The 12,907-nt window shown below is 38.3% G+C and carries 9 protein-coding genes and 1 pseudogene; 7 read left to right on the top strand and 3 right to left on the bottom strand.

Annotation, left to right across the window (positions count from 1 at the left end; all coding sequences use genetic code 11):
- A partial coding sequence (locus ACFIKI_RS02450; RefSeq protein ID WP_375660445.1) for a helix-turn-helix transcriptional regulator occupies positions 1–161 on the bottom strand: 161 nt, incomplete at its 3' end.
- Between the two features lie 207 nt (positions 162–368).
- Positions 369–1,535 carry a tyrosine-type recombinase/integrase gene (locus tag ACFIKI_RS02445; RefSeq protein ID WP_375665528.1) on the bottom strand — a complete coding sequence of 389 codons (1,167 nt, stop codon included), beginning with the start codon at positions 1,533–1,535 and terminating at the stop codon, positions 369–371.
- 237 nt (positions 1,536–1,772) lie between these two features.
- Between ACFIKI_RS02445 and ACFIKI_RS02440 the strand changes: the two are divergent.
- The 5 genes and pseudogenes from ACFIKI_RS02440 to ACFIKI_RS02420 form a co-directional block, all read left to right on the top strand.
- Positions 1,773–2,208 (top strand): annotated as a pseudogene (locus ACFIKI_RS02440) (DNA adenine methylase); the annotation flags it as partial.
- Positions 2,209–2,269: 61 nt separating this feature from the next.
- Positions 2,270–2,578: an XRE family transcriptional regulator gene (locus tag ACFIKI_RS02435; RefSeq protein WP_375665527.1), complete on the top strand. Its 309-nt coding sequence runs from the start codon at positions 2,270–2,272 to the stop codon at positions 2,576–2,578.
- A gap of 986 nt (positions 2,579–3,564) precedes the next feature.
- Positions 3,565–5,322, top strand: a complete 1,758-nt coding sequence (locus tag ACFIKI_RS02430) for an outer membrane beta-barrel protein (protein WP_375665526.1) — start codon at positions 3,565–3,567, stop codon at positions 5,320–5,322.
- A gap of 247 nt (positions 5,323–5,569) precedes the next feature.
- A complete protein-coding gene (gene ileS, locus ACFIKI_RS02425; protein ID WP_375665525.1) occupies positions 5,570–8,485 on the top strand; it encodes an isoleucine--tRNA ligase in 2,916 nt (971 codons plus the stop codon).
- Positions 8,486–8,662: 177 nt separating this feature from the next.
- Positions 8,663–9,148 carry a hypothetical protein gene (locus tag ACFIKI_RS02420; RefSeq protein WP_375665524.1) on the top strand — a complete coding sequence of 162 codons (486 nt, stop codon included), beginning with the start codon at positions 8,663–8,665 and terminating at the stop codon, positions 9,146–9,148.
- A 651-nt stretch (positions 9,149–9,799) separates the two neighbouring features.
- Here the strand turns inward: ACFIKI_RS02420 and ACFIKI_RS02415 are convergent.
- A complete protein-coding gene (locus tag ACFIKI_RS02415) occupies positions 9,800–10,246 on the bottom strand; it encodes a nucleoside deaminase (RefSeq protein WP_375665523.1) in 447 nt (148 codons plus the stop codon).
- Between the two features lie 267 nt (positions 10,247–10,513).
- Here ACFIKI_RS02415 and ACFIKI_RS02410 point away from each other — a divergent pair, with 267 nt between their 5' ends.
- Both ACFIKI_RS02410 and rsmD read left to right on the top strand, forming a co-directional pair.
- Positions 10,514–11,914, top strand: coding sequence for a pseudouridine synthase (locus ACFIKI_RS02410; RefSeq protein ID WP_375665522.1), 1,401 nt, complete (start codon positions 10,514–10,516; stop codon positions 11,912–11,914).
- Complete coding sequence (gene rsmD, locus ACFIKI_RS02405; protein WP_375665521.1) at positions 11,895–12,461, top strand: 16S rRNA (guanine(966)-N(2))-methyltransferase RsmD; 567 nt, start codon at positions 11,895–11,897, stop codon at positions 12,459–12,461. Before ACFIKI_RS02410 ends, rsmD begins: the two co-directional genes overlap by 20 nt.
- The last annotated feature ends 446 nt before the right edge of the window (positions 12,462–12,907 follow it).

The following is a 12,907-nucleotide window of genomic DNA, read 5'->3' as shown; positions in this document are numbered from 1 at the left end:
ATGACATTCAAAAGATCTGATTGTAACCAACGGGATAAAAAGCCAAATTTTAAAGGTTTTGGGAGAGAGCCATTGGTTACATGACGGCGGAATGTTGAGACACTCATATGAAGCAATTTTGCACTTTCACGGTCTGTCAAAAGAATATCATTTTCTGTCATACTAAAATCCTTTCTATCAAAAAATGGTAACACATCATAACCATTTATTAACCACATTTTGGTTCATTTAGAAAGATGTTTTATTTATAGAAAACAATATTTTATCATATAATTTCTGATGTGATAATTTATGACTCTTATTGAGAAAGAATGAGAGAGAAGAGAGCTAAAGTTATCCACAGATCATGGGGTTATGCACCCCATATCTTAAGATTGACCTGTGACATAAGCCGCCCATTTATCCATATAGATCCGGCGTTGTTCTAGATAATCAGTGCGACGATAGGAACGTTCTACTTTACCGCCGACCGTATGACTTAGAATGGTTTCAGCGACCTCATAGGGAGCATCAGTTGTTTCAGCAAGCCAATTGCGTAAACTAGAGCGAAAACCATGCGGGCAGGCTTCAAGTCCAATACGTTTCATATATTGTGACATACAACTATCCGCAAGAGGCCCCCGTCCTCTAGGAGAAAAGAAGAAATCATTGCGAGAAAGTAAGCGTGCTTGTTTTAAAATTTCTAATGCTTCTGTTGATAGAGGCACGCGAAATTCTGTTGTAGCATCCCGTCTTCCTTTCATATTCTCAGCAGGGATAGTCCATATATCTCCATCAATCTGATTTTCACGAATATGACGTACGGGATTGGTACGAACCCCTGTCAGAATAAGCAAACGCAAAGCCAGTTGTGTTATAGCTGTTTTTTGACAAAGCGTTTGATAAAAGGCAGGAACCTCTCTCCAATTCATTGCTGGAAAGTTTTGCGTTTTATGGCGTTGTTTACCTAAGAGCGCGCGTGCTTTTTCTGCTGCTTGTAAATCAACATCCAAACCCAAAGCAGCCGCATGTTTGAGACAAATATTAAGACGGTTCAGTGCTTTACGCGCTGTATCAGCTTTTGTATGCCAAATAGGGGCAAGGGTATTGCGTATCTCTGTTTGTGTAATCTCTGAAACCGGCAGACAGCCTAATTTGGGAAGAATATAAAGTTGTAAAGGTGAAAACCAGAATCCATTTTTCCCATCCCCTTTTAATTCAGCTTTACGATTTTCAAAAGTTTCTAAAGCAATGTCTTTTAAGTAATGGAGATTGCTTATTGCTTCACGCTTTTGTTTTTCACGTTCTTTAATAGGGTCACGACCCTCATGCAAAACAGAGCGCCACCCAGTTGCTAATTCACGGGCTTTTTTTAAAGAGACATGTCTTAAGGCACCCAAGCCCATTTCGCGACGCCGCCCATGAATGGTATAACGATAAATCCATTGAGCACCTCCATCTTTACGCTTATGAAGAAGCAAGCCGGCACCATCATTATATTTGCCAGCTCCCAATGTTGCGACAGCCCTTGCATTAAGACGGTTCATAAGAGCCATTTTAAGTCCTTTCTTATACAAATTTTATCCACACACTCATCCCACTTGTGACGTGCAAGGGAATGGTTTTGATTGATTCAAGATAAGCAGGTTTGAAATGAGAGAATCTTACGTTATTCGAGACTCTCAATCAATATGAATAACGACAAATTATCATTATAAATCAATACGTTGCCTAATTGAGGAAGAACATGAAGTTATAAAGATAAAAACCAGTTTCCAATTTTGTTTCTCTAACGTTGTGTCCTGTATGGGAAAAAAGATTATTTTTCTTTTAGTTTTGGAAGAAAAAGAACGGTAGAGTTTAATCCCGACAAGCTCTTAGCAAGAATGCAGACAAGTTAGGCAAAAGTTGCTTAATACAACGATTTTAAATTTATCGTGGGAACGGGGTGTCGAACTTTTTGATACGCTCAACAGTTTGTTTTATTTAGCTCCGCCTTATCTTATGAAGAAGAAGTGTTATAGCTCTGGCAATTTTGTTGAAGATGATTTTGTAAAAATTGCGAACATTCTTAAAAGCATTCAAAGGAAATTTGTTTTGAGTTTAAATGATTGTGACGCGGTTCAAGAGATTTTTAAGGATTTTGACTTTTTAGAAGTTGAGACCCTTTGGACCTCTGGTTTTGCTAAAAAAACACCCCGAAAAGAACTCTTGATTCGAAATAATTGAAAAATCTCAAAAAGATTTGTTAGATTCATAAGAATGTTTCTTTTCTAACAGGACTTTCTAGATGGTTACATCCTTTGGTAAAATCTTACATAATAAGCTTCGCATTGATTATTCAGAATACCTTTCAGATATGGCTGAGAAATTAGACATATCTGTAGCATTTTTATCTTCTGTTGAGATTGGCAAAAAGTCTGTACCTGTTGGCATGGAAGAAAAGGTCATAGAGCTGTATGCTTTAGATCAAGAGACAGCTTTTCATTTAAGAAGGCAATCAGATACTTGCTACACAAGTTTTACGATCAAATTTTCTAATCCGTTGAGTCGTGAAATTGTTGGCATGTTTGTGAGATTATTGCAGTGTTTTTCATAACAGGATTTAGCAGAATTTAAAAAATTATTAGAGAAAGTTGGCAGAACAAGATATATTTTGTAGAGGAATATTGAAAAATCCTATTCCCTGAATTTTATTCTATCATCCCTCATGCAAAACAGAACATCCCAAACGGAGTACACTTGTTGTTGCGTATTTACACGTTTGTTTTAAAGAAATATTTTTCAAGGTATATGGCACCCACTTCATGTCAGCATCCATGAATGGTATAAAACGATAAAGCTCGCAATATAATATAAAATCTATTGAGTACCACTACTTTTTATGCTTAATAAAGAGAGAAAGCTCGCACCATCATACACTTTGCTAGCCACCAATGTTGTGCGGACAGACTTTGGCTGTTAAAAGCGTTCATAAGAGGCATTTAAAATCTTGTCTTTAATGTTTTTATCCATACGGTTCATCATGTTTGTGGCGTGCAAGAGACATGGTTTTGATTAATTCAATATGGAACAGTAAGAGAATCCTACGGTATTAGTTTTTTTCGTTCAACATGCAAATAATAAGTTATCTTTATAAATCAAAGCAATGTAGTAGGACGGAGATATTTCTGTAAAGAATCTAGAAGTTTTTTTGCGAGTATTTGATTTGATGAAACTTTTGTGGTGCCTGGTTTTTATAAAGGCAATATTTGATTTCACTGTTTGCTCTGGCGTTGATTTTGCAATAACAGATAATAGTTTATTGCATGCAGAATGCTGTTATTCAGATTTCGGTAAAAAGAAATTTATGAAGAATATTATCATTAACAGTTATGCGAAAATTTAATGAAAATGAATCCAACTTTAATACACATAATTTTAGTGTGATTTAGTTTAAAAATTCTCATTGAATGCAAAATTAAAAGTTTAAGAAGTCTTATTTTCAAAAATTCTTTATTTTTTTGTGAGTGTGTCATTTTTGCTACAGATCTTTCAAAAAAGATGCTCTATATACATATCATTTTGGATATTTGGAGAGATTTTATGAATACAAAACGTTTAATAACGGCGTCTATTTTTTCTTTAATTTCAGCGTCTACAGCACTAGCTGCTGATGTTATGATTCCTTATCAGCCAGCATCATCGACTGCTTCTACCATTGTTGCCCCTACTTTTTCATGGACAGGTCTTTATTTAGGTGTCCAAGCTGGTGGTTTTTCGAGCAAAGCTGATATAGCTCTTGTCGGTCAAGATAAGAGTTTACTACTGGATAAAGAGTTCTCTCCTAAACTTTCAGGTTTTGCAGGTGGTTTTTATGCAGGTTCTAATATTGATCTCGGTGACAGCTTTATTTTTGGTATTGATACGGATTTAATGTTGTCTGGAAAAAAACACACAAAGACCATTACCATAGGTGCAGCTGATAATGCTACAATAGAGAATGCAGTCGTAAGATCCCGCAGATCTGCAGAAACACCAGCACCAGCACCAGTGTCAACAGTAACAGTATCACAAACGCTAAGTTCACAATCGCAAGTATCTGGATCGGCTGCGCCAAAACCAGCAGAAGAAAAGGCACAAAAGTCGCAAGGGGAAGCGAACACTAACGTTAATCCAAAAACATCAGAAAATACCGTACCATCCACCACACCACAAACGTTACCAAACTCAACAATAGATACGTCAGCACAGAGATCAGAAGCAGCAAAAATAGTGTCAAGAGCGTCATCAGTAAGCTCAACTCCAACAGCAGAATTAAAGGCAAAAGTGCAATTAGCATCATCTTCATTAGCAAGATCAGACACAGGAGAGACATTGGTAAGCCGGGTAAATGAATCAAAACCAGTTTCACCGAAACCAGCATCCTCCAACGCAGAGGCAGGAACACCAGATCAGTCAAAATCGCTCGTATTGGCAAAATCAGCTACAGGAGAGCAACCATCAAAAGTAGGGGGAAGTGGATCAAGCGTTTCTGTGCAATCAATGCCTGTACAACCAGCTGTAACAAAACAAATACCATCTATCCCATCAACAGGATCAGAATCGAGTAAGCCGGCAGAAAAAACACCTACATCGGTGCAACTATCAGCAGCGGAAAGAACAGTACCGAGTGCACAACTTGTACTGGCGAGATCAGGATCATCTGGAACAGATCCAAAAACTTCCAATGGAACAAACGGTGCTCAACACGGGAATCATCATGGTGCCCATGGTAGTGGACATGCTTATCCACATGGTGCGTCTCACGGAGGTGGGCATAGTTCTGGTGCACACTCGCATGGTGCTTACCCACATGCTTCTCGTTCTCATGGTGTACAGAATCTGGCTGGACACAGTGCACAAGCGGCGGATAAGGGCGATTCCAGTATATATGGTATAGAACAAATAAAAAAGATGGCTTCTGAACTTGGTCTTGATCAAGAGGATGCAGTTGAAACTTTAAGTCATACTTTCAAGCAAAATTGGGGTGGTGCTACACGGGTCCGTATTGGTTTTGCTGCTGATCGCTTTATGCCTTATCTTGCTGGTGGTATTGCTTATGGGCAATTTCAAGACACTGTATCAGTATCCGTTAAGGATGAGGGTGGAAGAGTTGTTTCTTCTAAGAATCTAACCGATGAAACCAAAACAATGATTGGTTACACTCTTGGCGGTGGCATTGATTTCGCGATGTTGGATAATGTGATTGTGCGTGCAGAATATCGTTATTCCGATTTTGGAAAAAAGAAATTTGCAAAAGAAAAACTTGAAGTTAATTACAAAACCAATGATTTCCGTGTTGGTGTAGCTTACAAATTCTAATTTTTTAAAGAGTAAATTTTTAAGAGGCTCCACTGACAGTGGAGCCTTTATTTTTAAAAGATCATTTTTTGATTTCTTTTCTTGTGAATTTCATGATAAAGCTCATAAAGTGTGATGATATATTTTCTTGATCGCTGCTTAATACGAATGATAAGCTCGGCTTTCCCTATAGATAAAAACCAGAGTTGCAGGGTTCAGGGAAGTTATGCAAAAATGAAATCGTAAAAGTGGACAGGAATATTTCACAATGACTGTGAAAAATGAAACAATAGATTATTCAAAAACTCTTTATCTCCCACAGACAAATTTTCCCATGCGTGCAGGTCTTCCGCAAAAAGAACTTGAATTGATGGCGCATTGGGAAAATATAGGGCTTTATGCGCAATTGCGCCAACAAGCAAAAGATCGTCCATTTTATATTCTTCATGATGGTCCACCTTATGCAAATGGCCATATTCATATCGGGCATGCTTTAAACAAAGTTCTAAAGGATGTGGTTGTTCGTTCATTTCAAATGCGCGGTTTTAATGCAAATTATGTTCCTGGTTGGGATTGCCATGGGCTTCCAATTGAATGGAAAATTGAAGAAAAATATCGCGCACAAGGAAAAAATAAGGACGAGGTACCTCTTAACGAGTTTCGTCAAGAATGCCGTGAATTTGCGCAGCATTGGGTAACCATTCAAAGTGAAGAATTTAAACGCCTTGGTGTTGTGGGAGATTTTAACACGCCTTATACTACAATGGCTTTTCATGCAGAAGCACGCATTGCCAGTGAATTGATAAAATTTGCTATGTCAGATCAGATTTATCGTGGTTCCAAGCCGGTGATGTGGTCTGTTGTGGAGCGTACGGCTTTGGCAGAGGCTGAGATTGAATATCATGATCATGAATCAGAGGTGCTTTGGGTTAAGTTTCCTGTTTTTGAAGCAAATTCTGATGATTTATATGGTGCTCATGTCGTCATTTGGACAACAACACCGTGGACAATTCCAAGCAATCGTGCAGTGAGTTATTCTTCGCAAATTTCTTATAGTATTTACGAAGTTGAAAGTGCTGAAAATGATTTTGGTCCTCAAGTGGGAGAAAAGCTTCTCTTTGCAGACGCTTTAGCGATGAGTTGTGCAGAAAAAGCCAAACTTGTTTTGAAGCATTTGCGTGTTATTTCTTTTGAAGAGTTGAAAGCTCTTGTTCTTTCTCATCCACTCAAAGGTTTAGCGGGAGGGTATAATTATAAAATTCCATTGCTTGATGGTTCGCATGTAACAGAGAGTGCTGGTACAGGTTTTGTCCATACAGCACCAAGCCATGGGCGTGAGGACTTTGAAATTTGGAATGATTATAAGTCCTTACTGGAGCAAGTGGGGATTGATTCATCTATACCGTTTCCTGTTGATGATGCAGGGTTCTATACGAAAGATGTTCCAGGTTTAGGACCAGATCGTGAAGGAGGACCTGCACGTGTTATTGATGATAATGGAAAAATGGGTGATGCCAATAAAGAGGTCATTAACGCTTTAATTAAAGTAGATCGATTGTTTGCACGGGGGCGTTTAAAGCATTCCTATCCCCATAGTTGGCGTTCGAAAAAACCCGTTATTTTTCGCAATACACCGCAATGGTTTATTTCAATGGATAAAGATCTTGGGGATGGTTCAACTTTACGCAGTCGGGCTTTGGAGGCTGTTTCAAAAACGCGTTTTGTACCACCTTCTGGGCAAAACCGCTTAGCCTCTATGATAGAAGATCGTCCTGATTGGGTTCTTTCTCGTCAGCGTTCTTGGGGGGTTCCTATTTGTATTTTTGCGAATGAGGATGGTGTTATTCTAAAAGATGAAGGTGTGAACGAACGTATTTTACGGGCTTTTGAAGCAGAAGGGGCAGATGCATGGTTTGCTGAAGGAGCCCGTGAACGTTTTTTAGGTGAGCGTGCACATGAGTCTTGGGTACAGGTTTATGATATTTTAGATGTTTGGTTTGATTCTGGAGCAAGCCATAGCTTTGTGTTAGAAGATCGGGCTGATTTGAAATGGCCTGCTGATGTTTATTTTGAAGGCTCTGATCAACATCGTGGATGGTTCCAATCTTCTCTTTTGGAAAGCTGTGGTACGCGTGCTTGTTCTCCCTATAAGGCTGTGATCACACACGGTTTTACTTTGGATGAGAATGGTAAGAAAATGTCTAAATCTTTAGGCAATACGGTTGTTCCGCAAGAGATCATTAAAACATCTGGAGCTGATATTTTTCGTCTCTGGGTGATGACAACTGATTATTGGGAAGATCAGCGTTTAGGCAAAAAAATTCTTCAAACAAATGTGGATTCATATCGTAAACTACGCAATGCAATTCGTTGGATGCTAGGAACTTTAGCACATGATGATGGAGAAGAAATATCTTATGGTGCATTGCCGGATCTTGAAAAATTTATATTGCATAGGCTTTTTGAACTTGATCAGTTGATTAATCGCGCTTACGATGAATTTGATTTTAAAAAGATTATGCGTGCATTATTGGATTTTTCAATCATTGAGTTATCGGCATTTTATTTTGATATCCGCAAGGATTCTCTTTATTGTGATGCGCCTTCATCAAAAAAACGCAAGGCCTCCTTGCAGGTTGTTCGTGAGATTTTTGAGCGTATGGTAACATGGCTTTCTCCAATGTTGCCTTTTACTATGGAGGAAGCTTGGTTAGAGCGTTATCCAGAAAGCCAATCGGTGCATTTGGAACAATTTCGCTCTGTACCAGAAGAATGGCAAAACCAATCTTTGGCTGAGCGTTGGAAAAAAATTCGGCAGGTCCGTAAAGTTGTGACAGGTGCTTTAGAGCTTGAACGTGCTAATAAGCGTATTGGATCCTCTTTGGAAGCAGCGCCTATTGTTTTTATTTCCAATCTGGTTTTACGAGAGGCATTAGAAAATGTGGATATGGCGGAGATCTGTATTACCAGTGCTCTAACAATTACGCAAGATACAATGCCTTCCGATGCTTTTACTTTGAGTGATGTTGAAGGTGTTGGTGTATATCCAAAGAAGGCGTTGGGAAAAAAATGTGCTCGATCATGGCGTTATACACAAGATGTTGGGAGTGATCTAGCTTATCCCGATGTATCTGCTCGTGATGCTGCTGCTTTGAGGGAACTACAGATTCTTGGTAAGATTTAAAACTTTAAATCAAGGGAAAGAAACGCGAGTATATTTCTCGTATTGATGAATATAGTTTTTTGTGGTACGAAATAAATTCCGTTGTTTTATCTGCAGGGGGGAAATTTGTATATGGACCGTTCTCTCATAAATAACGGGAATATTAATCAGCCATATACTTAGGAAATGGGATAAGCAGTGAGAAAATGTGAAGTAAAAATATTTCCAATAGGAATTTTGGGTATATGCTTTGTTTTAACGGGATGTAATGCGCTTACCTATGGTACCAATAAACCAGTTTCGATACAGTTTTTTGAAGATGTTGCTAATATTACTTCATTAATACCAACAAATAATAGCAGCCAGATTGTTATGAAACCTCATCCAAAACTTATAATACCAAGCCCTAGTTCACGCAGATTTTTGCCGGTACCACAACAGGATAGATCTGTCAATGAAATGGCAGCATCGAAGAAGCATCAAGGAAATACTCCTTTTCCTCACAAAGGATCGTCAGTTAATGGCGCTGGTTTAGAAAACCCTTCACAGTTGAATGCGAAGCAACGACAGGAATATTTACGTCGTCAGAGAGCACAAGTTGGAAGTTCGAAATACCGTCGTTATCTCACTGAACCACCTTTAAGTTATCGCCAACCAGCAAAAACCGCACCTATTGGTCGATAGGGGAAAGACAAAATATTTAAAGTAAAGTATTTTTCCGATCACTTATGATACCAAGCTCTCATTCGCGCACAGTTATAATGCTGCTGTAGGAAGGGTGTTATTTTCATGAAATAGTAATATGACAACAACATCGAGAGAATCCTTACGCGTTTCCTAACAAGAAACATTTCTCAAGCTTATTTTACAACATTGCTCATGTGGATAGTATAACGTAAAATCTATTGTGCTCTAACCATCTTTATTCTTATAAAGAAATAAGCCTTATATTTTCCAGCTCGTGGGTGTTGCTACAGCCTTTGGCACTTGAACGGTTCAGAAGAGGCATTTTTATTCCTTTCTTATGCAATTTTTTTACACATAAGCCTCGCTTGTGACACGTGTGAGCAAATGATTCTCACTTGAATCAATATGAGATGATTTATGATGAGAAAATCTTACGATATTCGGGGTTATGATTCAAGTTGAAAAATGATAATTTATCATTATAAATCAATGTATTGTGTAATAGATGCAATATGCAGTATTAAAAGAGTGTGAGAGAAAAAGTGTTTCAAAATAGCTTTTGCTATATATATATCAGAAGAATTAATAGTCTTTTTTGAGAAGTAGGATAATTTTTAAAGAGTGAAAGTTATGGAAGAAGAATTGTTTTTAGTATCGCTTTTGTACAAAAAAATCTTTAAGTAATTGAGCAGCTTCTTTTTCTTTAAAACCAGAATAAATCTCCGGTTTGTGATGACAGGTTGGTTGCTGATAAAAGCGTGGACCATTTTCTATAGCTCCCCCTTTGGGATCATTTGTTGCGTAATAGAGACGTCGTATGCGTGCAAATGAAATGGCAGCGGCACACATAGCACAAGGCTCAAGTGTTACATAAAGATCGCAATCAGGAAGCCTTTCGCTTTGCAATCTTTCGCAAGCCATACGGATTGCGCGTATTTCTGCGTGTCCTGTAGGGTCATATGCAGATTTGATAAAGTTACCAGCGCGTGCAATGATAGTCTTTCCGCGTATAATGACAGCACCTACGGGAACCTCATCTTTTTTTGCGGCCCATTGTGCTTCTAAAAGGGCTATTTCCATGGGCGTCAAAGTCATAATATTCTTTCTACTGAAGGTATAGAAAATCTAAAGGTTTTTCGATAGGGAATGCTATGGAATAAATAATTTATTACGCTTTTATAATGAAAAGAATACCTCTATTTTTTAAGTGTTTAAAACAAACTTGCAAGTCGGCAGATACATTATTGTCGTTAAAGGATAGAAAATGATAAATGATTATGCTACTTCCTCTTTCAGAATAAGCGGTATGGTGCATGTGAATAGTTTTCTGAACATACTTGCAAAGATTGGTTTGAAACGCAAATGAATGAAAATAATGAGAGTGAACGGATTGCTAAAAGGTTAGCGCGTGCTGGTGTTGCTTCGCGTCGAGATGCAGAAATGATGATTGTTGCAGGTCGTGTTTCTGTGAATGGTACAGTTGTGACAACGCCTGCTTTTAATGTTAGTCGCTCTGATGTTATTAAAGTTGACGGCAAACCTTTACCTCCTATAGAACGAACGCGTTTATGGCTTTACCATAAGCCAGCAGGCCTTGTCACCACGAACCGTGATCCTGAAGGTAGACCTACAGTCTTTAGTAATTTACCAAAAGGAATGCCGCGAGTTCTTTCTGTTGGAAGGCTTGACATTAATACGGAAGGTCTTTTGCTTTTAACCAATGATGGTGGCTTAGCGCGCGTATTAGAGCTTCCTGTAACAGGGTGGGTCCGCAAATATCGTGTCCGTGCTCATGGAAGAGTAAAGCAGAGCGCGTTGGATAACCTTAAAAATGGTATTGCGATTAATGGTATTTTCTATGGTTCAATTGAAGCATCAATTGAACGCGAACAAGGGTCAAATATATGGCTTTCTGTTGCTTTGCGAGAAGGAAAAAATCGTGAAATAAAGAATGTTTTAGGGGCATTGGGATTATCAGTTAATCGATTAATACGTGTATCTTATGGTCCATTTCATCTCTCTGATTTAGAAGAAGGAGCCGTGCAAGAGTTAAAAGGGCGGATGTTACGAGATCAGTTGGGGGAGCGTTTGATTATGCAAGCCAATGCAGATTTTGATGCTCCTATTCTTAAACCATTTTCAAATTCTGCAGTTGTTGCAGAAAAGCAAAGCCAGAAAGATCTTTCTGTTGTAAATGATGGTTGGGTTTTCTCAAGTGAAAGGGCGATACGACGCCGACCAAGAGATGGTTCTGTTGAACATAGTCGCGCGCGATTAAGTACAAAATCTCATGAGAATGTAAAGAAGGAGAAAAGTGAAGAAGGAAAAGCAGAGCGTTTTCTACCGCGTTCTCGCCGTGCTAATGTTTGGATGGCTCCTGGTGCACGTCCGCAAAGTGCACGTAGAAAGCCTTCCTATAGTGAGGAGAAATTGCATGATCATAAGAGCGATTTGGATGGTAGAAAATCCTTTCATCGAGGCAAGGAAAAACTAAAAGAAAGTCCATCACACAAAGAGAAGAGGGAAAGTTTTGTTCAAAAACGTGGCAAAATATCTTATGACGAAACGCATCCCTTTGGTAAGAAAGATCGCTTTTTAAAGGATAAAGAGAAAATGATAAAAGGTGGTCATGATGAGCATTCTTTTGAGAGAAAGAAAAAGGTAAAGTCGTTTGGTGGTGCTATGAAAAAATCTAAACCACATAGGGATGGTGCAAAAACTTCGAAGAGATTTGGAGGTTTCCGTGCGGATCATAGGCGGTAAATTTGCTGGGCGTGTTTTGTTTTCGCCTGTTAATCAGTCGATTCGCCCAACGAGTGATCGTACACGTGAAAGCCTTTTTAATATTCTTTCTAGCCGTGAAGAACAATTTTGGACCAATAAACGCATTCTTGATCTTTTTGCTGGTACGGGTGCTTTAGGCATCGAAGCACTTTCACGTGGAGCAAAGGCTGCTGTTTTTGTTGAAAACTCGGTTGAGGGGCGTGGGTTGCTTCAAAAAAATATAGAAGCCCTTGAATTACAGTCGATAGGGCGGATTTTGCGTCGAGATGCAACCAAACTTGGTAATATTGGAACAATGCTTCCATTTGATGTTATCTGCGCTGATCCTCCTTATAGCCGTTGTTTAGGTGAACGCGCTTTTGTAGAAGCTTTGCGAGGAGGGTGGGCAAAAGCTGATACACTCTTCATACTTGAAGAAAAGAAAGATACAATGATTCATTTACCTGACGTCTTTTATCTAGATGATGAGCGTTTTTATGGTGAAACAGCAATACGTCTCTATAAATTACGATCGCTTATATCTTGAGAAAGTTCTTGTGTTTATCCGATAGGATGAAAAAATGCTTTTACACAGTTTTCTTCATTTTATATGGTTTTTAAAAGGTTAAGCAGAAAATCAATAAAAGATTCTAATGTTAAAGGAATTGATGAATTTTTATTAGCTTTACTACAGAAGGATGTTTTTCTCCAATAGGATATATATCCTCGATAATATTTATGATCTTTTTTGTCTAATTTCTTTCTGCTATACCTTAATCATCACATTTCATCAGCAGTTGAAAGCTTTAAGCTATGCAGTCTGCATTTATATTTTATATGGTGCGGAACTTCTATTTTTGTTATTGTCTAAACTTAAAAAAGATATTTTGTTTAGTATTGAAAATATTGTTCATTTATCCTGAATATTTGTGTGTTTAGTTTAGTAATATCGCTTGTTGAGTTAGTCATTACATATTAAGTAAATCTGAGAGT

This window comes from Bartonella sp. TT121SHDZB (assembly GCF_042193415.1).
GTDB lineage: Bacteria > Pseudomonadota > Alphaproteobacteria > Rhizobiales > Rhizobiaceae > Bartonella.
This window is presented reverse-complemented; position numbering and strand designations above follow the sequence as displayed.